At 66.7% G+C, this 20,390-nt stretch carries 20 protein-coding genes; 4 read left to right on the forward strand and 16 right to left on the reverse strand.

The window, feature by feature from the left end:
• Positions 1-4: 4 nt before the first annotated feature.
• From AC1Q7F_RS07255 to AC1Q7F_RS07265, 3 genes are read left to right on the forward strand one after another with little or no spacing between them, the layout of a single operon-like run.
• On the forward strand, positions 5-958 hold the full coding sequence (locus tag AC1Q7F_RS07255) for a diacylglycerol/lipid kinase family protein (RefSeq protein WP_492505255.1): 954 nt from the start codon (positions 5-7) through the stop codon (positions 956-958).
• The gene (locus AC1Q7F_RS07260; RefSeq protein ID WP_492505257.1) at positions 955-1,893 is read left to right on the forward strand and encodes a hypothetical protein; all 939 of its coding nucleotides are present in this window, start codon (positions 955-957) and stop codon (positions 1,891-1,893) included. The genes AC1Q7F_RS07255 and AC1Q7F_RS07260 overlap by 4 nt, the downstream gene beginning before the upstream one ends.
• Positions 1,890-2,555, forward strand: coding sequence for a class I SAM-dependent methyltransferase (locus AC1Q7F_RS07265; RefSeq protein ID WP_492505259.1), 666 nt, complete (start codon positions 1,890-1,892; stop codon positions 2,553-2,555). Before AC1Q7F_RS07260 ends, AC1Q7F_RS07265 begins: the two co-directional genes overlap by 4 nt.
• On the opposite strand, the gene AC1Q7F_RS07270 is transcribed toward AC1Q7F_RS07265, so the two are convergent.
• From AC1Q7F_RS07270 to AC1Q7F_RS07305, 8 genes are all read right to left on the reverse strand, one after another.
• Positions 2,499-2,990, reverse strand: a complete 492-nt coding sequence (locus tag AC1Q7F_RS07270; protein WP_492505261.1) for a GNAT family N-acetyltransferase — start codon at positions 2,988-2,990, stop codon at positions 2,499-2,501. The genes AC1Q7F_RS07265 and AC1Q7F_RS07270 overlap by 57 nt on opposite strands.
• A gap of 4 nt (positions 2,991-2,994) precedes the next feature.
• The gene (locus AC1Q7F_RS07275) at positions 2,995-3,288 is read right to left on the reverse strand and encodes a type II toxin-antitoxin system TacA family antitoxin (RefSeq protein ID WP_492505263.1); all 294 of its coding nucleotides are present in this window, start codon (positions 3,286-3,288) and stop codon (positions 2,995-2,997) included.
• A 125-nt stretch (positions 3,289-3,413) separates the two neighbouring features.
• Positions 3,414-4,631, reverse strand: a complete 1,218-nt coding sequence (gene spt, locus AC1Q7F_RS07280; RefSeq protein WP_492505265.1) for a serine palmitoyltransferase — start codon at positions 4,629-4,631, stop codon at positions 3,414-3,416.
• A gap of 3 nt (positions 4,632-4,634) precedes the next feature.
• Positions 4,635-4,886, reverse strand: coding sequence for an acyl carrier protein (locus tag AC1Q7F_RS07285; protein ID WP_492505267.1), 252 nt, complete (start codon positions 4,884-4,886; stop codon positions 4,635-4,637).
• A 212-nt stretch (positions 4,887-5,098) separates the two neighbouring features.
• Positions 5,099-6,043: an NAD-dependent epimerase/dehydratase family protein gene (locus AC1Q7F_RS07290; RefSeq protein WP_492505269.1), complete on the reverse strand. Its 945-nt coding sequence runs from the start codon at positions 6,041-6,043 to the stop codon at positions 5,099-5,101.
• 1 nt (position 6,044) lies between these two features.
• Positions 6,045-7,778, reverse strand: a complete 1,734-nt coding sequence (locus AC1Q7F_RS07295; protein WP_492505271.1) for a fatty acyl-AMP ligase — start codon at positions 7,776-7,778, stop codon at positions 6,045-6,047.
• A gap of 169 nt (positions 7,779-7,947) precedes the next feature.
• Positions 7,948-9,081, reverse strand: a complete 1,134-nt coding sequence (locus tag AC1Q7F_RS07300) for a CDP-glycerol glycerophosphotransferase family protein (protein WP_492505272.1) — start codon at positions 9,079-9,081, stop codon at positions 7,948-7,950.
• Entirely contained in the window at positions 9,078-10,439 is a 1,362-nt protein-coding gene (locus tag AC1Q7F_RS07305) for a lipopolysaccharide biosynthesis protein (protein ID WP_492505274.1), read from the reverse strand. The genes AC1Q7F_RS07300 and AC1Q7F_RS07305 overlap by 4 nt, the downstream gene beginning before the upstream one ends.
• A gap of 218 nt (positions 10,440-10,657) precedes the next feature.
• On the opposite strand from AC1Q7F_RS07305, the gene AC1Q7F_RS07310 reads away from it, so the two are divergent.
• The gene (locus AC1Q7F_RS07310; RefSeq protein ID WP_492505276.1) at positions 10,658-11,485 is read left to right on the forward strand and encodes an MlaA family lipoprotein; all 828 of its coding nucleotides are present in this window, start codon (positions 10,658-10,660) and stop codon (positions 11,483-11,485) included.
• Here the strand turns inward: AC1Q7F_RS07310 and AC1Q7F_RS07315 are convergent.
• The 8 genes from AC1Q7F_RS07315 to ybgF form a co-directional block, all read right to left on the reverse strand.
• A complete protein-coding gene (locus AC1Q7F_RS07315) occupies positions 11,473-12,186 on the reverse strand; it encodes an RluA family pseudouridine synthase (protein WP_492505278.1) in 714 nt (237 codons plus the stop codon). The genes AC1Q7F_RS07310 and AC1Q7F_RS07315 overlap by 13 nt on opposite strands.
• Positions 12,183-12,617, reverse strand: a complete 435-nt coding sequence (locus tag AC1Q7F_RS07320; protein WP_492505280.1) for a DUF3293 domain-containing protein — start codon at positions 12,615-12,617, stop codon at positions 12,183-12,185. Before AC1Q7F_RS07320 ends, AC1Q7F_RS07315 begins: the two co-directional genes overlap by 4 nt.
• A complete protein-coding gene (thiD, locus tag AC1Q7F_RS07325; protein ID WP_492505281.1) occupies positions 12,614-13,414 on the reverse strand; it encodes a bifunctional hydroxymethylpyrimidine kinase/phosphomethylpyrimidine kinase in 801 nt (266 codons plus the stop codon). The genes AC1Q7F_RS07320 and thiD overlap by 4 nt, the downstream gene beginning before the upstream one ends.
• Positions 13,415-13,427: 13 nt before the next feature.
• Positions 13,428-14,798, reverse strand: a complete 1,371-nt coding sequence (glmM, locus tag AC1Q7F_RS07330) for a phosphoglucosamine mutase (RefSeq protein WP_492505283.1) — start codon at positions 14,796-14,798, stop codon at positions 13,428-13,430.
• Between the two features lie 55 nt (positions 14,799-14,853).
• On the reverse strand, positions 14,854-15,843 hold the full coding sequence (gene folP, locus AC1Q7F_RS07335; protein ID WP_492505285.1) for a dihydropteroate synthase: 990 nt from the start codon (positions 15,841-15,843) through the stop codon (positions 14,854-14,856).
• A 155-nt stretch (positions 15,844-15,998) separates the two neighbouring features.
• Positions 15,999-17,927: an ATP-dependent zinc metalloprotease FtsH gene (gene ftsH, locus AC1Q7F_RS07340; protein WP_492505287.1), complete on the reverse strand. Its 1,929-nt coding sequence runs from the start codon at positions 17,925-17,927 to the stop codon at positions 15,999-16,001.
• 55 nt (positions 17,928-17,982) lie between these two features.
• Positions 17,983-19,290, reverse strand: a complete 1,308-nt coding sequence (gene tilS / locus AC1Q7F_RS07345) for a tRNA lysidine(34) synthetase TilS (RefSeq protein ID WP_492505289.1) — start codon at positions 19,288-19,290, stop codon at positions 17,983-17,985.
• Complete coding sequence (ybgF, locus tag AC1Q7F_RS07350) at positions 19,287-20,195, reverse strand: tol-pal system protein YbgF (RefSeq protein ID WP_492505291.1); 909 nt, start codon at positions 20,193-20,195, stop codon at positions 19,287-19,289. The genes tilS and ybgF overlap by 4 nt, the downstream gene beginning before the upstream one ends.
• Positions 20,196-20,390: the final 195 nt, after the last annotated feature.

Below are 20,390 nucleotides of genomic sequence, written 5' to 3' on the forward strand. Positions count from 1 at the left end.
CATCATGGCGCGTCTGGGACTGATCCGTAACCCCATGAGTCAGCGCAACAAAGGGGTGGGTGGCGACAAGGCGGCACAGGCCGCCTCCCTGCTGGGCTTCTACTTCGCCGAGCCCGCGACCCCCCTGGAGTTGCGCGAAATCCTGGCCGATTTCCGCGATGACGGGGTGGATGTGCTATGCATTGATGGCGGCGACGGCACCGTGAGCGACGTGCTGACTGCCCTGCCCTTCGTCTATGAGGATCGACCGCCGCTGCTGTCGATTCTGGCGTCGGGCAAGACCAACCTGATCGCCGCCGACGTGGGCACGCCCGGTCGGGGCCGGCAGGGTCTGGCCCGGTTGATGGGCGAGGCGCGGCAGGGCCGGTTGGGCGGGCGCATCAGCCGCCGGCCTGTACTGACCCTGCATTGGCCCGACGGCGAACATGCCGATGTGCGTGGCATGTTCATGGGCGTCGGTGCCTTTACCCGCGGCACCGACCTGGCCAACAGCCATGTCCACAAGGCAGGCTTCACCCAGGAGCTGGCCGTCGCCATCACCATGGCCGGTGTGCTGGGCCGGGCACTGATCGGCAAGGACCAGCATGGCTGGCTGGCCGGAGAGCCCTGTGGCGTGGGCATCGACGATGCAGCGCCGCAGGAAGGCCATCGCTTCCTGTTCCTGGCCACCACCCTGCATCGGCTGATCATGGGGATCTGGCCTTTCTGGGACCATGGGGAAGGACGGCTGCGCTATCTGGATCTGGGGGCCAACCCGCCCGGATTGCTGGCCGCAATACCGCGGCTGCTGAAGGGAAATCCCAGCGACGCCATGCGGACCTCCGGTGCCTATCGTTCCGGCGGGGCGGACCGGATCGAGTTGCATCTGACCCGCCCGCTGATCATGGATGGGGAGACGTATCCGGCCGGCCGTGTCATTCTGTCGGCCTCCGACAGCGTCGATTTCATCATCCCGTGACCGCCAGCCCCCTCACCGACCTTCTTAGCACCGAATGGAGGACCGACCTGCCACCGCCGGCCGCCGCCATGGTGGCCGCACTCGTCGATCATGGCGGCGGCACGGTGTCCGCCGTGCTGTTCTACGGGTCCAACCTGCGGTCGGGCGATGTGGAGGGGGTGCTGGATTTCTATGTGCTGGTGGATGATCTGGTCCGCTGGCGCGACAGCCGGTCGCTGGCGCTGGCCACCCGCCTGCTGCCGCCCACGGTGGAATATTGGGAACTGCCCTGGCAGGGCCACACGCTGCGCGCCAAGGTGGCGATAATGGGCAGCGATCAGTTCGCCCAGCGCACGCGGTTCGACCGGCTGGATACCACCATCTGGGCCCGCTTCGCCCAGCCGGTGCTGCTGGCCTTCGCCCGCGACGGTGCGGCGCGCGGACAGGCGCTGGATGCCGTGGCGCAGGCCGTCGCGTCGGCGGCGCGCTGGGCGGCGCTGCTGGGACCGGAGACGGGCACGGCGCGCGATTACTGGGAGGCGCTTTTCAAGGCGACCTACAGCGCCGAACTGCGCGTGGAGAAGACGTCGCGCGGGGTCAGCCTGGTGGACCATGCCGCCGACCGGTATGCCGCCCTGCTGGTGCCGGCCTGGGCAGCGGCGCGCATCCCGTTCGAAGATCGGCCCGGTGATCAGCACCGGCCGCTGCTGTCGCCGGCGGAACGGGCGCGGGGAGCGGCGGCCTGGGGCTGGCGTCGCCGGTTCGGCAAGGCGCTGAACATTGCTCGGCTGGTGAAGGCGGCTTTCACCTTCACCGGCGGGGTGGATTACCTGCTGTGGAAGCTGCACCGCCATTCCGGCGTGCGCCTGGAGCTGACCTCCTGGCAGCGGCGCCACCCCATCCTGTCCGCCCCCGGCATCCTGTGGAAGCTGAGGCGCATGGGGGCGATACGGTGAGGGGCCGGGCGGGGAATTCCACACTCGCCCATTACAGCGCGCATGCCGCGCTTTATGCCGGTCTGCTGGCCGACCATGACAGCGCCGGCGCCCGCGACCGGTTCATTGCCACCATCGGGCAGGCAGCGCCCGACATCCTGGACCTGGGCTGCGGCGCCGGACGCGACATGGCGGGATTCCGCGATGCCGGCTGCCGGGTGGTGGGGGCCGATGGCGCGGCACCGCTGGCCACCATCGCGGCGGATCGCACGGGCTGTCCCGTGCATGGGCTGGACTTGCTGTCAGGTGCAACTGCCCCCTGGGGTAAAGCCGCCTTCGACGGCATCTGGGCGCATCACCTGTTCTTCCATCTGCCCAGCCCCGCCCTGCCCTTCATCCTGGACCGGCTGCGCGGCTGGCTGCGCCCGCGCGGGATATTCTATGCTTGCGATCCGACGGGCGACGGGATGGAGGGCATCGCGCACGATGGCCGCCACCTGGCATTCCGCCGTCCCCAGAGTTGGAAGGCGGCGGTGCGAGGTGCCGGGTTCCAGCTGGAAGCCGAGTGGCGCCGGCCGGAGGGGCTGGCCCGGCACCGGCAGGATTGGCTGGCGACGCTGTGGCGGTTAAATCCCGGCGCGGATCACCGTCTCGACGGGGATGAACAAACGGTTGGGCGTTGATGGAAAGGGTGTGAAGCCGTAGCGCTGATAGAAACCGATAGCGGCTTCATCCTTGGCATCGACCATGATTGCGTGGACAGCCATCAGATCAGTGGTCCGCACAGCCAACCGAAACGCCGTCAGCAGCAACAGGCCGCCCACGCCCTGTCCCCGGAACGCCTTATCCACCGCCAGCCGTCCGATCAAGGCCGCCGGGATGGGATAGGCCGGCAGGCGGCGCGCCTGAGCATCTGGCAGCACTTCGCGACCGAAGGAGGCCGCACCCAAGGTGAAAAAGCCGGCAATCCGCGCATCATCACCGGAGGCGGCAACATAGACACGGGCGACGCGGCGGCGGACATCCTGAGAAGCCTGTTTGCGCAGATAGTCGTCAAGGGCAGCGACACCGCAGGAAAAGCCCAGCCGGTCGTGATGGGAGGCCAGGGGCAGAACCATCCGTTCAGCCGTCACCGCCCACCCGATGCCGATTGGCCAGGGCAAGCAACGCGGACGACGGGGCCGGCGGGGACGCCAGGGCGTCAGTCAGCGCCTGCCAGTCCGCATCCGCCAGAACGATATGTTCCCGGCTCTCGATCTCCCGTACGGCGGCTCGTACCGCCTGATCCAGGATATAGGCCGGCAGCGACTGGTCGCGATAGGCAGCCGCACGCTCCAGCAAACCACGCGTGCGACTGTCCAGCCGCAGTTGCATGCTGTCTTCCGGGGTTTCCGACTTGCGGGATGGGCGCGCCATGTTCCTGCTCCTACCTATCAAGCACTATAAGCCGGAACGGAATTGCACGCCACTGGCCCAAAAACAAAAACCCCGCGGGAACCTTTCGGCGTCCGCGGGGTTTTCAATGCATGAACGAACTAGGCTTATTCGGCGGCGGTCTGCACCAGGGCCGGCTGCACGCCCAGCTGACGGGCCACCTTGGCGAACAGTTCGATCGCGGTGTCGATCTGCTTGGTCGTGTGGGCGGCGCTGATGCTGGTGCGCAGCAGGGACTGACTGTTGGGCGTGGCCGGCGGCAAGGCGAGGTTCAGGTACAGACCCTCTTCCAGCAGACGGTTCCAGAAGGTGATCGCCATCTCCACGGATGGCAGCGACACGGCCACGATCGGGTTCACGTCGGGACCAACCTGGAAGCCCAGGTTGCGCAGGCCGTGATACAGCCGTTCGGAATTGGCCCGTAGCTTGGTGCGCAGGCCGGGCTCCTCCTGCAACCGCACCAGCGACTGCAGCGCTGTGGCGATGACCGACGGCGGCAGCGAGGCCGTGAACATGTAGGGGCGGCAGGCCACGCGCATCACGTCGAAATCCGGCAGGTCGGAGACGCAGAAACCGCCGACGGCACCCAGGCTCTTGGAGAAGGTGCCGACGATGAAATCGACATCATCCTCGACACCCACTTCCTGCGCCAGACCACGGCCGGTATCACCCAGCACACCCATGGAATGGGCCTCGTCCACCAGCAGGTAGACACCATTCTCGCGCTTGACCTGGGCGAATTCCTTCAAGGGCGCCACATCGCCCAGCATCGAATAGATGCCTTCCACCACCACCAGCTTGTTGCCGGGATGGTCGGCCACGCGGCGCAGGCGCTTGTTCAGGTCTTCCGGGTCGTTGTGACGGAACCGGATGACCTGGGCCGGCGTCATCTTCGCGGCGTCATAGATGCTGGCATGGCTGTCGCTGTCCAGGAACAGCAGGTCATCCTTGCCGACCAGCGTGGAGATGATGCCCAGGTTCGCCTGATAGCCGGTCGTGAAGACCATGCAGTTCTCACGGCCGTAGAAGGCCGCCAGTTCCCGCTCCAGTGCCGCATGGCCATCATAGCTGCCATTGGCAATGCGTGACCCGGTGGTGCCCGTGCCGAACGACTTCAGCGCATTGACGCCCGCATCAATGCAGCTCTGGTCGAAGGTCAGGCCCAGATAATTGTTGGTGCCGAGCAGAATGGTGCGACGGCCGTTCAGGATGCCTTCCGTGGGGGAGAGCATGCTGTCGAACTTGACCGTGAAAGGATCACGGCCAGCGCCGGCGATCCGGTGATAATGCTCGCGGAGCTTGGTGTACTTGGCAAGGATCGTCATGTCTCAGGCGTGCCCCCGGAGTTCCGATATGGTCCTGGCCAGGTCGCCGATGGTTTCGACCTCAGCGATCCGCTCCATCGGGATCGAGACGTCGAACTTATCCTCGAGCACCATCACGAAATCCATGACAGCCAGGCTATCCAGGCCGAGATCCCGTGTGATGCTGGTCTCCGTCGTGACGGTGACCGGCGTTGGCAAGGTCTTGACCAGGGCTGCGATGATGGTTTCGACGATGTCGTTGACGTCGGCAGTCATAAAGCGCCCCGGTAATCTATCGTAGCAAGGTTGTTGCAGTGGCGAACATGCCGGTGCCCCCCGGCAATGTCCTAAAAAGCGTCACTTTCCGGTAAGGTAATTGCAACGCTCACGGATGCAAGAACAAACCACACAATGCATGGAACACCTGTGACAGATGACACACCGCCGGGCAATTCCGCAACAGTTTGCAGCGAACTTCGTTCAAATCGCTATATCCAGCGATGCTCCCGATACCATTTTGCCGCATCCGCGAAGCCCTTCTCCAGCCCGACACGCGGTTTCCAGAGCGATTCAGGAGGCATTTGCTGCGACGCGACGGACCAGTCGGAATGGGTGATTTCGCGGGTCTTGGGCAGGGTCAGCATGACGGGTTTGCGGGTCACAGCGGCCTGGATGCTGCCGCCCAGACCGATGACGCGCAGCAGCGGCGTCGGTACAGGCAGGCGCATCGCCCGTCGACCAACCGCCCCGGCGGCGCAATCCAGAATCGTCGTCCAGTCATACCCCCCTGCGACACCATCACACAGGGCATATTCCTGTCCGCCGGGCCCGCCGGGGGCGGCCAGGGCGGCGATGGCATCGGCCGCGTCGGCCACCTGCACCATGGCCAGCCGCGCGTCGCGCCCGCCCAGGACCGGCACGACGGGACCGCTTGCCGCCTTGAACAAAGACAGGGTTTCCCGGTCCCAAGGGCCATAGATGGCGGGCGGGCGAACGACGACCCAATCATCGCCGCCATAGGCTTTGATCGCCGCCACCTCCCCCGCACGCTTGCTCGCCGCATAGTGCGACAGATGCGGCTGGGTCGCGGCCTGGCTGGAGACGACCAGCAACCGGGCCTGGGGCGCATGTGCCGCCACCGCGCGCCCGACGGCGGCCGACCCGCCCTCATTCACCGCGTAGAAGCCGGCACGATCACGCGCCTTGATCAGGCCGGCGGCATGGATGACGACATCAGCACCGGTGACCAGCCTTGCCAGCGCCGCGTCATCGCGCAGGTCGCCCGGTACCAGTTCCGGTCGCAGATCGGCCAGCAGCGGGTGCACCGGGTCCTGGCGGACCAGCATGCGCACGGAAAAACCGGCGCGATGCAGTGCTGCGACGACATAGCGGCCCAGAAAGCCGGTGCCACCGGTGATGGCGGCGATAGCCATCTCAGGCGGACAGGGTGGCGTTGGCACCGAACTCGCCAGCCAGCAGCATCTGCTTGGCCTTGGTTCGGGACAGCTTGCCCGACGAGGTCTGGGGCAGCGAATGGGTGGGCACCAGCACCACCTTAACCTCCAGCCCATGGGCGGCGCGCAGCACGCCCTGCACCTGGGCGGCAAGTGCTGCGCGCGCCTCCTCCTGCGTGGGGCGGCACTGGACCAGGACGATGACCTGCTCCCCGCCATCGCCATCGATGGAGAAGGAGACCACGTCGCCCGAGCGCAGGGACTCGACCGCATGTTCGGCCGACCATTCCAGATCCTGCGGCCAGATATTGCGGCCATTGACCAGGATCAGGTCCTTGGCGCGGCCGGTGATGACGATCTGCCCGTCGCAGATATAGCCCAGGTCGCCGGTATCCAGCCAACCATCGGCCGACAGAACGGCCTCGGTATCCTCCGGCCGGTTGAAATATTCCCGCATCAGGGAGGGGCCGCGCGCGAAGATGCGGCCCACCTGCTTGCCGGACAGGATCTTGCCATTGGGATCGCGCACTTCCAGCGCATGGCCGGGCAGCACGGGGCCGTTCAGCACGAACTCGCGCTCCCGCTCCGTATCCGGTCCCGGTGGGGCGGCAATGGCCTCGTTCTCCAGCTTGTCCAGATCGACAAGGTCGGTAACCAGCCCCGCGCCCAGCGGTGCGAAGGACAGGGCCAGCGAAGCCTCGGCCATGCCATAGGACGGCACCAGGGCCCCAGCGTTGAAGCCGCGCGCAGCGAAGGTTTCGGCGAACTTGCGCAGCACACGCGGACGCACCATGTCGCCACCGATGCCGGCCCCGCGCCAGGTCGAAAGGTCGATGCCGTCGGTCGATGCCGTCTCTGCCCGGCGCGCCGCCAGCTCATACCCGAAGCTGGGGCTGTAGGAGAGCGTGCCGCCATTGCGGGAGATGATGCTCAGCCACAACAGCGGCCGGCGGGCGAATTCGCGCGTGGGCAGATAATCGATAGAGACCTGGCAGACCAGCGGGGTCAGCAGGAAGCCGACCAGCCCCATGTCATGATAGAGCGGCAGCCAGGAAACACAGCGGTCGGCCGCGGTGATCTTCAGTCCGTGATGGGTGATGGCATGGGCATTGGCCATCAGCGCCTTCTGCGTCACCGCCACGCCCAGCGGGAAGCGCGTGGAACCCGACGAGAATTGCAGGTAGCAGAGATCGTCCGGCCCCACGGCCGGCAGTTCGATACCGCTGCCATCGACATCATCGAACACGGCAAGCGTGCCCACGGCCTTCAGGTCCAGCCCGTCGGCGGCCAGCACCACCCAGTCGGCCAGGGACGCGGGGGAAACGACGGCCGATGCCGACGCGCCCTGCATCATGCGGCGGATATGGTCGATATAGGCGTCCTTGCCACCGAACGCCGCCGGCAGCGGCAGCGGCGCCGGCACCAGGCCCGCGAACTGGCAGGCCGTGAAGGCGCGCATGAAGTCGCCGTCGCTCTCCGCGATGATGGCGACGCGGTCACCCTTGACCAGCCCCTTGGCCAGCATGCGCCGGGCCAGCGCGATGCCCTGCTCATACATCCGAGCATAGGGCAGCGCCTCGGTCAGCTCGCCCTTGCCGGAATAGAAATTCAGGCCGGTCTCCCCGCGGGATGCGTATTCGATCGCTTCCGGCACCGTGGCGAAATCCGCCAGGCGGGAGGCAAGCGCATGCTTAGAAGGGGTGGGGCTGACCATGGCGTACTGTTCCGGACAGAGAGACTTGAAAACAAGGCTTGAAGGCTGTTCAACGCGCAAACGGACAGCCGCGCGCCCCCGGTGGATGAAGGCGCGTGCCAGCCGGCCTCATACCAGAGCGGGGCCGTTCGGGCAATCGGCACGGATGTCGGGGCTACCCTGCCGGGTGTTAATTGACCCTGGAAAGCCAGTCCGCCAGCAGCTGCGCATTGTGCCGGCCGGGGTCAGGGATGGATAGGTCGAAATTGGCGGCGAACGCTGTCTCCTGGGCCGTGCGCCATTCCCCATGACGGGCGATGGCGTCGGCCAGCCGGTCGGGAAGCGTCGCCACATCCGCCGCGCTCAGCACCGGCCCCAATGTCCAGAACCGGTAGTTCGCATTGTCGCACCAGACGACGTCATGCGCATTCAGGAATACGCAGGGCCGCGGCCGCCGCAGGAACTCATAGACCTGACTGCTGACATCGCCGAGATACAGATCAGCACCCAGCGTATAGGTCATGTCGCAACTGGCATCGGACCCCAGGTCGATACGCAGATGCTCCAGCCCCTGGAACCGGTCGAATCCCATCTGCCGGGCCAGCGTCACCGGTTCGAACAGGCGCATATGCGGGGCGAAGATCAGGTTGAAGCGGTCCTGCGCCGCCATCACCTCCAACACCTTCATCCCCAGCGCGGGCCAGGATGACAGCGCCGGCTCGAAATGCGGATTGTAAAGCACGGTGGGGCGGCCATTGGCGAACAGGGGCGGCCGGGTCACCGCCATCCGCTGCACGGCATCGAACTTGGCATAGGCGGCGAGCGCGTAGCGGCCGGGCGTCAGATATCCTTCCGCCAGCAGCCGGCGGACCGTCTTCGGACTGGGGATCAGGTTGAAATCGAACCTGGCCACCCTTGGGTCGAAGGTTACGTCCCGGTCGCCTGCCCCGTGCTCGGTATTGACCAGCTTGGGGTGAGTGACCCCGAAGCGGCGCATCCACAGGCTGGTCTTCTCCGTCGTCACCAACGCGTCGAACCGGTTCAGATAGGATCGGTTGTGCAAAAGCGACCAGACCTTGGGCGGCACCGGCAGCGGGCGGAAATAGCGGAAAGCATCGACGGCCAATGGCTGACGCAGCAGGCGCATGGCGATGCGGGCGCCGGGATAAAGGTCGATGAACTGTGCGATATAATCCAGATGGGCCTGGGACGGGGCCAGCACCTCCACCTGCCAGTCGGGGCGCAGGATCGACAGTTCCAGCGCCGTGGGCAGGGAATGCAGGATCTGATGGTTCTGGCTGTTATAGAGGAAACCGACCCTCATGCCCTGTCCCGTTCCTCCGCCAGCCGGTGGCGGAACCAGCGCACCACCGGCACCGCGAACGCCACCAGCACCAGCAATGCGGAGAACATGCGGGCCCAGCCGGCACCGATCAAGCCGAACCAGTGGATGCAGGCCAGAAGCACGGGAATATAGATGGCCGTGGTCCATAGCCGCACCACCAGCGCCTTGTGCGCCTCGCCGGCCGACACCATCACCGGCTCCAGCGGGAAGGACCAGATGCCGACCACGGCGGCGGCCACCAGCCACATCATCACCGGATAGGCAGGCACGAATTCCGGTCCCACGATCAGGCGCAGGCCGATCTCCCCGATGCCCCAGCAGATGACCAGGGCCAGCAGGGCGCCGGCACCGGCCAGCAGAACCGAGCGCTCGATCAGCGACCGCATCTCCCCGAAGCGCCGCGCCTCGATCATGCGGGACAGTTCAGGATAGATGGCGGGGATCAGCAGCTTGGCCGGCTTGGCCAGCGCCTCCCCCAGCTGGCGGGCGATGCGGAACAAAGCCGCCTCCCGCGGGCCCAGCATCCAGCCCACGGCCAGCGTGCCGATATGGGTATAGGCCAGTTCCAGGGTGGAGGAGAGGTTGGTGGACCAGACGAAGCCCCAGACCCCATCGAATCCATGGGTCATGGGTGTGCCGTCGCCCCGCCAGCGATAGCCCTCCAGCAGGCCGCGCTTGCGCAATTCCGACCAGCCCTTGGCGATCAGATAGATGCCGGCGATGGCCGTGGCGATGTACCAGGCCACCAGGAAGGCGACGATGCCGCCCCCCATGATCCAGGCAATGCCGCCCCCCACCATACGGATGATGGCCCCCAGCGTGCTTTGCACCGACAAGATGTCGAACCGGTCGATCAGGCGCAGGATGCCGGTGGGCGTGGCCTGCACCATGAACAGCACCGACGTCACATAGATCAGCGCCGCCGGCATCAATTCCGCCGGCCAGTCGAAAGAAGGACCCAGTGCCCAGGCCACCGCCACTGACAGGAAGGTGCCGGCAATGGCACTCCATCCGTCCAGATAGGCCGTGAAGCGCAGCAGGCGCTGGAAATCGCCGATCCGCCCCTCGTTCAGCGCAGGGGTGCCATAGCGCAGCACCGCCTGCCAGCTCTGAAACTTGGCGATCTCGCCGATGGCCTGGGTGAAGGTGTGGATCAGCACCAGGATGCCGAACTGTTCCACGCCCAGCGCGCGCGCGGCGATGGCCAGACCGGCCAAACCGGCGATGGCGTTGACGGTCTTGCCGCCCAGCAGGATGCCGGCATTGCCGAACAGCCGGCGCAAACGGTCGTCGCGGAACCAGGCGGTGATGGCGGAACGGGGGGGCTTGGCTATCACGAAGGATCGAGCTGTCTGAAATGGGTATGTCCGCCCATTTAGCAGCATGTATCCCGGCCGCATAGGCCATGCATACGGGGATAGACGAAATGCAACGTTGGCAATGGCGTCGTTAACTGTGACTGTGATCACTTTGTTGCACCGCGTTGCGGCCTAAATGAACAAGGTTCGCACCGACCGTTCCCGCCTATTCGTCCAGATTGCCGAGGCTGCCCCGCATGTTCCGCCCGTCCACCGCCCCTTTGCTGCGCCGCACGGCGATGGCGACGTTGTTGGCCCTGTCCATCGCAACGCTGCCGGCCGCTGCACAGGAGACACCCGCCCCGGCGCTGAATGTGGATCAAACCGCCTTCACTGACGACCAGGTAGCCCAGATCCAGACCGAAGATGTGAACGATCCGCTGGAACCGGTGAATCGTGCCATCTTCTGGGTGAATGAGGGGCTGGACGTCGTGCTGATCCGGCCGGCGGCCAAGGTCTATCGCACCGTGCTGCCCAACCCGGCGCAGAAGGGCGTGCGCAACGCGCTGCGCAACCTGCGCTCGCCGCTGGACCTGACCAACCAGTTGCTGCAGGGCGATTGGGACGGGGCGGGCAATGTGCTGAAGCGCTTCCTGATCAACAGCACGGTGGGCATTGTCGGCCTGATCGACGTGGCGGGCGATAACGGCATCCCCTACGAGTATGAAAGCCTGGACCAGACGCTGGCCGTCTGGGGCATTCCGGAGGGACCATATCTGGTGCTGCCGCTGCTGGGCCCGTCCTCGCTGCGCGATGCCACTGGCACGGCGGGAGAGTTCCTGGCCGACCCGGTATCGAACTATGCCTCCAACACCGACCGCGATTGGGTCAACTATACCCGCGCCGGCCTGTCGGCCCTGGACACGCGCGCGGAATATATCGAGGCGCTGGACGATGTGAAGCGCAACAGCTTCGACTATTACGCCTCCATGCGTTCCCTCTACCGCCAGCGCCGGGACGGCTGGATTCGCGACGGCAAGCCCGCCGTGGAGCAGATGCCGGACATCCCCAACTACGATAACTGATCCGGCCTCAAACCCGCCCCCGCCAATGTCGCCGCCATATGCGGCGGCGGGGGAGCGGTTGCGGTTACTTCGGCCCCTGAGCCATCCAGGCTGGGAAAGCGGATCGACCGGGCCAACAGGTGCAGCGGCAGCAGGGGCGGCCGCTCCGCCCCATAGATCTTATCGCCCAGGATCGGCATGCCCATATAGGCGCAATGGGCGCGCAGCTGGTGCATGCGGCCGGTGCGGGGGTACAGTTCCAGCAGCGACAGGCCCCCAGCTTCGCCCAGCCGCTTCCAGCGGGTCAGGGCGGGCTTGCCCGCCGCATCCAGCACCATCTTCGATCCGCCGGGCACCCAGACCTTGTGCAGGGGCAGGTCGATCACCCCCTCCGCCGCCTTCGGCCCGCCCTGCACGACGGCCCAGTATGTCTTGCGCACCCGGCCGTCCACGAACATGGCGCCCAGCCGGGCCGCCGCCTCTCCATCACGGGCCAGGACCAGACAGCCGGCCGTGTCGCGGTCCAGCCGGTGGGCCAGACGCGGCGGGTGTGGCCGGTCACCCTGGATCAGGGGCAGATACTGCTCCAGGTCCGCATCCCCGTCGCCCACGGAATGGACCAGCAGCCCCGGCGGCTTATCCAGGATGATCACCCGTTCATCCTGGTACAGCACGCGGTCGCGCATCTGCTGCTGCGTATAGGGCGCGGACGGGTTCGTCACCCCAACGCCAGGCGGGTAAACAGCAGTTGCGCCGGCTGTCCCTGCCCCTGCCAGACGATGGCATACTGGCCCAGCATCTCCGCCAGTTGCAGCGCGTCAAAGGGTGCCAGATCGAAGATGGCCACCCCCTTCTCCATCGGCCAGTCCTTGGTCGCCGGGCGCAGTTCGGCCGGGATGTAATCCAGCTCCTCATCCTCCAGGATGTCGGTCAGGCGGGCATGCGCGGCGACATTGACCGCCTCCCCCACCCGCTTGCTCTTCGGATTCCAGGCGGTGACAAACACCACCTCCGCCGCTCCCCGCTTCTCCAGCAGCGCATCGATCTCCGCGCCGTCGGCCATGATGCGGGCCGTGGCCGTGCGCTTGCCGTCCAGCGCCACGTAACTGGTCTGCTGGTAAGCGGCCAGAAGGTCAGAGCTGAAACCGCTCATGCAAAGTCCCCCACGGTATGGGCATGGTTCAAGGGGCCATGGCCCCGGCCGAAGCCGGGGGCCGTGCGGATGGCGATATCGACATAGCGCCGGGCGCGGGCGACGGCCGACACCACGTCCAGCCCTTGCGCCAGACCGGTGGCGATGGCCGATGACAGGGTGCAGCCCGTACCATGGGTATGGCGCGTCTCTACCCGCTGACCGGTAAAGGCATGTTCGCCATCGCGTGTGACCAGCAGGTCGGTCAGCACCGGCCCGTCCATGTGCCCGCCCTTCATCAGCACCGCCTTGGCGCCATATTCCAGCATGGCGGTGGCGGCGCGGCGCATATCGTCCACGCTGGTGATGGCCATGCCGGTCATGGCTTCCGCCTCCGGCACATTGGGCGTGACGATGGCCGCCAGCGGCAGCAGACGGCGGATCAGGGCACCCGTGGCACTTTCATCCAGCAGCCGGTGCCCGCCCTTGGCCACCATCACCGGGTCGGCCACGACAGCGACGCCGGGGGCGGCCTGGATCAGCGTGTCAGCCACCGCATCGATGATCTCGGCCGTGGCCAGCATGCCAATCTTCACCGCGTCGGCCCCGATATCGCCCAGCACCAACCGCATCTGCTGCGCCACGAAATCGATGGGCACCGGCAGCACACCATGGACGCCGTTCGTATCCTGGGCCGTCAGCGCCGTGATGGCGGTCATGGCATAGCCGTTCAGCGCCGTGACCGCCTTGATGTCGGCCTGGATGCCGGCCCCGCCGCCCGAATCGGACCCGGCGATGATGAGGACACGTCCCTTCATCGGAAGGTCTCCCTTATTCTGCGGCCACAGCCTGGGTCACGCTGCGCACGGCGTCGCAGATATCGTCCACGACGCTTGTCACCAGATCGTCGTCCTCCCCCTCCGCCATGACGCGGATCAGCGGTTCGGTGCCCGACTTGCGGATCAGGACGCGGCCCACGCCGGCCAGCTTCTCCTCCCCTGCCCGGATCGCCGCCTGCACACTGTCGGCGTCCAGCGGGCGGATGCCGGTGGAGGCGTCGTAGCGGACATTCTTCAACAGCTGGGGCAGTGGCTGGAACACACGCAGCACGTCGGATGCCGGCCGGCCGGACTGGCGGATGCAGGCCAGCACCTGCAACGCCGCCAGCAAGCCATCGCCCGTGGTGGCGAAGTCGGACAGCACGACATGGCCGGACTGTTCACCGCCCACGTTGAACCCATGCTCGCGCATATGCTCCACGACATAGCGGTCGCCCACAGCCGTGCGGGCCAGCGTCAGGCCCAGCTTCTTCAGGTGCAGTTCCATGCCCATATTGGACATGACGGTGGCCACCACCCCGCCGCCGCGCAGCCGGCCGCTTTCCGCCCAGCTCTGGCCGATCAGGGCCATGATCTGGTCGCCGTCGATCTGGCTGCCCGTCTCGTCGGCCAGGATCAGGCGGTCGGCGTCGCCGTCCAGCGCGATGCCCAGGTCGGCCTTGTGCTCCACCACGGCCGCGCGCATGGCGCCCACCGACGTGGCACCGCACTTGTCATTGATGTTGAAGCCATTGGGCTGGTTGAACAGGGTTACCACCTCCGCCCCCAGCTCATACAGCACGCGCGGCGCCACCTTATAGGCGGCACCATGGGCGCAATCGACGACGATCTTCATCCCGTCCAGGCGCAAGGCGCGCGGGAAGCTGCTCTTCACCACCTCGATATAGCGGCCGGACGCATCCTCCATGCGCTGCGCCCTGCCCAGGTCACGGGGTGCTGCCAGATCGGGTGTGAAGGGCAGCGCCATGCGCGCCTCGATCTCCGCCTCGATCTCATCCGACAGCTTGTAGCCGTCGGGACCGAACAGCTTGATGCCATTATCCTGGAACGGGTTATGGCTGGCCGACAGCATCACGCCCAGGTCAGCGCGCATCGACCGGGTCAGCATGGCCACCGCCGGCGTGGGCAGCGGCCCGACCAGGATCACATCCATGCCCATGGACACAAAACCCGCCGTCAGCGCCGGTTCCAGCATGTAACCTGAGAGGCGGGTATCCTTGGCGATCACCACCGTGTGGCGATGGTCACCGCGCCGGAAATGCAGCGCCGCCGCCATGGCAGCCTTCAGCGCCGTTTCCGCCGTCATCGGCTCGGTATTGGCGGTGCCGCGGATGCCATCTGTACCGAACAATTTACGCGACATGTCTTCTCGTCCTGGAGAGGGCCCGACCGGGGCCTTGATCGTAATCCACCCTATATCACGCCGATTGCAGCGCCTGCCACACAGCGACCGCCTGCACCGTCGCGGCCACGTCATGCACGCGCAGGATATGGGCCCCCTGCCCTAGCGTGTGCAGGGCGGCGGCGATGGACCCGGCGACCCGGTCCTTGGGCGCCTCCCCCTTCGACAGGCCAGCGATGAAGCGCTTGCGGCTGACCCCGATCAGCAGCGGACAGCGCAGATTATGCAGCAGGCCGGTGCGGGCCAGCAGATCGACATTGTGGGACAGGTCCTTGCCGAATCCGATGCCGGGATCGATGGCGATCCTGTCCCGCGCGATGCCCGCGGCCATGGCCGCGTCAATGCGGGCCGACAGCCAGTCCAGCACCTCACGCCCGACATCATCGTAATGCGGCGCATCCTGCATGGTCTGCGGCTCACCCTGAATATGCATCAGCACTATGGGCAGGCCGGTGGATGCGGCCACGGACAGGCTGTCAGGGTCACCGGTCAGGGCGGTGACATCGTTGATGATCCTGGCACCCGCTTCGGCCGCCGCCTTCATCACGGCCGCATGGCGCGTGTCGATGGAGATGATGGCACCCTCGGCCGCCAGCGCCCGGATGACGGGTACCGTGCGGGCGATCTCGACATCCACCGGCACGGGGGCGGCACCCGGCCGGGTCGACTCGCCACCGATATCCAGGATGTCCGCACCCTCATCCAGCAGGCGGCTTCCATGGGCGATGGCAGCGTCGGTCTGGCCATGGTCGCCCCCGTCGGAGAAGCTGTCGGGCGTGACATTGACGATGCCCATGATCACCGGCCGGGCGAGGTCGAATCCAGCCCAGAGCGCGCGCGGGGTGATCAGCGGGTGATCGGGCGGCAACGCCATGGCCGGTATGATACCGTCCGCGGTTTCAGCCAGCGCGAAGGCCAGGGGGCCACCAGCCAGGGGGCTTGCATGGCCAGCAGCAACAGCGACCCGGGCGGCGGGGCCGGAAAGGATGGCGAGGGGGCGGGGCATGAGGCCTCGAAAAAATGCTCTCCTTTCACGTCATCCCGGCGAAAGCCGGGATGACGTGAAAGGAGAAAGAAGCGAGACATTTAAGAAACGATGCACAAACAACAAACCCCCGGCACTTGGCATGCCGGGGGTCTGCTACCTCAACTCAAACCGTTTCACACACCCGGCTGCGGCTCCGGTTCGATGCCGTCCTTGCCAGAGGTGGGGACCGACGCGCGGCGGCCTGTGGACTTGGGCGGCTCCGGCGCCTGGGGGCGCGGGGCCGGCGGATCGGTGCGGACCACCTGTTCGCCACGCATCAGGGCCTTCACCTCCTCGCCCGACAGCGTCTCGAACTCCAGCAGCGCTTCCGACACCTTGTGCAGATCGTCCAGATGCTCGGTCAGCAGCCGGTGTGCCTGGGCCTCACCCTCCTCGATCAGGCGACGGATTTCCTCGTCGATGATCTGGGCGGTTGCTTCCGACACATTCTGCTGCTGCGACACCGAATGACCCAGGAACACCTCCTGCTCATTGGCATTGTAGCGCACGCGGCCCAGCTTGTCGGACATGCCATACTCGGCGACCATGGCGCGGGCCCAGCGGGTGGCCTGCTGGATGTCGCTGGCGGCACCGGTGGTCACGTTCTCGCCGCCGAAGATGATCTCCTCGGCCACGCGACCACCGAACAGCACGGCCAGACGGGATTCCATCTCCCGCTTGGTGTAGTTGGTGCGGTCGCGTTCCGGCAGGTTCATCGTCACGCCCAGCGCGCGGCCGCGCGGGATGATGGTGACCTTGTGCAGCGGGTCATATTCCGGCACCAGCAGCGACACCAGCGCGTGGCCAGCCTCGTGATAGGCGGTCAGCTTCTTCTCCCGCTCCGACATCACCATGGAGCGGCGTTCCGCGCCCATCATGACCTTGTCCTTGGCGGATTCGAAATCAGCCATGCCAACGACACGCTTGCCGGCACGGGCCGCCAGCAGGGCCGCCTCGTTCACCAGATTGGCCAGATCGGCACCGGAGAAGCCGGGCGTGCCACGGGCGATGATCTTAGGGTCCACATCGGGCGCCAGCGGCACCTTGCGCATATGGACCTTCACGATCTTCTCGCGGCCCAGCACGTCGGGATTGGGCACCACGACCTGACGGTCAAAGCGGCCGGGACGCAGCAGGGCCGGGTCCAGCACATCGGGACGGTTGGTGGCGGCGATCAGGATCACCCCCTCATTCGCCTCAAACCCATCCATCTCCACCAGCAGCTGGTTCAGGGTCTGCTCGCGCTCGTCATTGCCCCCACCCAGGCCGGCGCCGCGATGGCGGCCGACGGCGTCGATCTCGTCGATGAAGATGATGCAGGGCGCGTTCTTCTTGCCCTGCTCGAACATGTCGCGGACACGGGACGCACCGACGCCCACGAACATCTCCACGAAATCGGAGCCGGAGATGGTGAAGAAGGGAACGTTCGCCTCACCGGCCACGGCGCGGGCCGTCAGGGTCTTACCCGTACCCGGCGGGCCGACCAGCAGCACGCCCTTGGGGATCTTGCCGCCCAGGCGCTGGAACTTCTGCGGGTCCTTCAGGAAGTCAACGACCTCCTCCAGCTCCTGCTTGGCCTCATCGATGCCGGCGACATCGTCGAAGGTGACGCGCCCGACCTTTTCGGTCAGCAGCCGGGCACGCGACTTGCCGAAGCCCATTGCCTTGCCGCCGCCACCCTGCATCTGACGCATGAAGAAAATCCAGACGCCGATCAGCAGCAGCATCGGGAACCAGGACAGCAGGATGGAGAACAGCGTCGGGCTGTTATCCTCGGCCACCACCGACACACGGACATTCTTGTCGACCAGGCGGTCGGCCACATTGGCACCCGGGGGCACCGTCACGGTGAAGGGACGGCCGTCATTGGTGGTGCCGGAAATCTGGTCGCCCTTGATGGTCACGGCCGACACCGACCCGCGCGACACTTCCGACAGCAGGTCGCTATAGGCCATGCCGGACTGGGACGAGCGGGTGGAGGAGGTCTGGAACAGGTTGAACAGGGCGATCAACAGCACCCCGATCACCAGCCACAGCGCCAGATTCTTACCGAAATTATTCACAGCCCTGACCTTTCATCGACCGCACCCCCAGGACTGGCCGGGGGAACTCCTTCCATTAGATAATGTCATCTGCGGCGGTGACAACAGCGAACCGCGCGGGAACTGCCGGAACCGATACCAATGGCACTATATGGAGACCGGGATCGGCCAGGGGGACGACCCGATAGTCCATATGGGATATGGCAATCAGCCGATCCCCGGACAGCACCGCCGGCAGTGTCCAGCGCAGCGCCGCCGGCAGGTCCAGGCGCCCCAGCGCCGGCCGGTCGGCCAGGGCGCGACGCCACAGATCCTCGTCCAGCGCGCGGACGATATAGTCGCCAACCCGTTCAGCCCACAGGCGAAATCGGCCGTCCCATGTGACCGGTGGCCCGCCGCCGCCAAACCGGACCGGCCCTTGCAGGTTGCGCGCCTCCCGCATCAGCCGCCAGCCGCCGGCAATCGGCGTGAAGCGACAGCCGGCCAAGGTCCGCCCCTGCCCAGGCTGCGCCACCAGACCCGCGACCAGATGGGCCACGGCAGCGGGCGACGGCGGATAGGTCGCCCCGCCCACGGCGCGCAGCAGGGTTGCGACCAATCGCTGGCCCAGGGCCGGTGGATGATCGACCAGGGCATGGTCCAGGATCACCCAGCCCGCCGGCTGGAACCGCGCATGGGCGGCCAGCAGGGAGGCCGCTTCGTCATCGTCGCGGGCACGGTCGCGCGCCGCCGCCAGTGCCCCCGTCATCTCCCCCTCTCCCACCGACTCCGACAGGCGCAGCCGGGCACGGGCGAAGGCGGGATTGCTGTTCGACGGGTCCTCCACCCATTCCTGCCCCATGGCCTGACAGGTGGCGACCAGCCGGTCCTTGCCCACGGGCAGCAGCGGCCGGATCAGCCGCAGCCGTTCCATCTCCCGGATGGCGGGCATGCCGGCCAAGCCCTGGCGCCCGCTGGACCGGTCGGCCCGCAGCCGGTGGGTTTCCGCCTGATCGTCGGCATGGTGGGCCAGGGCCAGATGCAGGATGCCGGCATCGGCCGCCGCGTCGGCCAGCAGGCGCAGGCGGGCATGGCGCGCGCCGGCCTGAATACCCGTGACGGGCTTCGCCCCCTGCCAATACAGGATGCGATGGTCGATCCCCCGCGCGGCCATCCATGCCGCAACCCGCCTCGCCTCCGCATCGCTGTCGGGGCGCAGTCCGTGATCGACGGTCAATGCCAGCAGATGACCGCCGCAGCCGGCCAGCCAGCGATGCAAGAGCAGGACGAGCGCCATGCTGTCGGCACCGCCGGAAACACCGACGGCGATATGCGGGGCCGACTCGAACGGACCCAGGGCCTGCATCAGCCGATCGAACCCGACCGGCCCGATGGGCCCGCTCACTTGCATTTCAGGCGGTTCTTTTCCGCGTCGGCCCGGCGCAGGATGGTTTGCGGGGCGGTGTCCTTGTAGCGTCTGGAAAGCTCGCCCAACGCCGCGCACGCATCCTCGGTCGACTTCATGGCCGACAGCGACAATGACAGCTTCAGCAGCGCGTCGGGCGCCTTCTGGCTCTTGGGGTATTTCTGGTACCCCTCGGCAAAGGCCACCGCCGCTTCCTTGTACTTGCCACGCACATAAAAGGTCTCACCCAGCCAGTACTGGGCGTTGCTGGCCAGCGGGCTGGCGCTGTTGGCACTGATGAACCGGCTGAAGGCGGTCTCGGCCTTGTCATACTCCGCCTGGCGCAGCAGGTTGAAGGCGCTGTCATACTGTTCCTGCGCCGATCCGCTGGGCAGGTCGGCCGGCGGGGGAGGAACGCTGGCGGAGGGCGACACCGGCGGCGGGGCGCCATTGCCGGGGGACGCTGCGTCACTCCCACCGGCAGCGGGGGCGGCCGACAGGCCACCGCCCTGGCCCTGCTCCAGCCGGCTCAGGCGGAACTCCAGATCCTGCTGCATCTTGGCCAGCTGTTCGCGCAGCTGCGCCACCTGGAAGGTGGATTCCTCATAGCGGCCGGTCAGGGTCTGCATCTCCGACTCCAGGCGCTGCAGGCGCACCTCGAAATCGGCCGCGACATTGCCGCCCATGGCGGGCGCCGGTGCCGTTCCGGCAGGCCGGCCGCCGCCGCGATAGACCTCGCGGCTCAAGGTCTGCAGCTCGTTCTCCAGCCGTTGCAGCCGGTTGGCTATCTCGCGCGTGTCAGACTGGCCGGATGCCGGCATGGTGGCGATGGCCACCGCCAATGCAACGGCGGCAACGGACAGACGGCGGGAACGGAGACTGACGGAACGCAGGGGGCGGATCATCGGGGACCAATGTCTGGCGGGGATTGCGATGGCGCGACCCTACCGCGTCGGCAGGGACCGGGAAAGTGTCCACAGGCGGTAAGGCATGATTATGGCGGCTTGTGTTTGGCGCCCTCAGGCGCCGGGCACCGCCATCCGGCGGCTGGGCTTGCGCGCCCACGCGGGCGCGGGCCGGCAGTCGCCGGCCTGGGAGAT

The organism is Niveispirillum sp. GW835-FHT14G11, from assembly GCF_058793615.1.

Bases quoted from the DNA above. Each gene is read 5' to 3' on its own strand.
- folP (WP_492505285.1), bottom strand. From the start codon at position 15,843: ATGCCCCGCCCCCTCGCCATCCTTTCCGGCCCCGCCGCCCGGGTCGCT.
- AC1Q7F_RS07275 (WP_492505263.1), bottom strand. From the start codon at position 3,288: ATGGCGCGCCCATCCCGCAAGTCGGAAACCCCGGAAGACAGCATGCAA.
- thiD (WP_492505281.1), bottom strand. From the start codon at position 13,414: ATGAAGGGACGTGTCCTCATCATCGCCGGGTCCGATTCGGGCGGCGGG.
- spt (WP_492505265.1), bottom strand. From the start codon at position 4,631: ATGACGATCCTTGCCAAGTACACCAAGCTCCGCGAGCATTATCACCGG.
- AC1Q7F_RS07300 (WP_492505272.1), bottom strand. From the start codon at position 9,081: ATGAGGGTCGGTTTCCTCTATAACAGCCAGAACCATCAGATCCTGCAT.
- AC1Q7F_RS07285 (WP_492505267.1), bottom strand. From the start codon at position 4,886: ATGACTGCCGACGTCAACGACATCGTCGAAACCATCATCGCAGCCCTG.
- AC1Q7F_RS07320 (WP_492505280.1), bottom strand. From the start codon at position 12,617: ATGAGCGGTTTCAGCTCTGACCTTCTGGCCGCTTACCAGCAGACCAGT.
- AC1Q7F_RS07255 (WP_492505255.1), top strand. From the start codon at position 5: ATGGCGCGTCTGGGACTGATCCGTAACCCCATGAGTCAGCGCAACAAA.
- AC1Q7F_RS07290 (WP_492505269.1), bottom strand. From the start codon at position 6,043: ATGGCTATCGCCGCCATCACCGGTGGCACCGGCTTTCTGGGCCGCTAT.
- AC1Q7F_RS07295 (WP_492505271.1), bottom strand. From the start codon at position 7,778: ATGGTCAGCCCCACCCCTTCTAAGCATGCGCTTGCCTCCCGCCTGGCG.
- AC1Q7F_RS07270 (WP_492505261.1), bottom strand. From the start codon at position 2,990: ATGGTTCTGCCCCTGGCCTCCCATCACGACCGGCTGGGCTTTTCCTGC.
- AC1Q7F_RS07310 (WP_492505276.1), top strand. From the start codon at position 10,658: ATGTTCCGCCCGTCCACCGCCCCTTTGCTGCGCCGCACGGCGATGGCG.
- ybgF (WP_492505291.1), bottom strand. From the start codon at position 20,195: ATGATCCGCCCCCTGCGTTCCGTCAGTCTCCGTTCCCGCCGTCTGTCC.
- glmM (WP_492505283.1), bottom strand. From the start codon at position 14,798: ATGTCGCGTAAATTGTTCGGTACAGATGGCATCCGCGGCACCGCCAAT.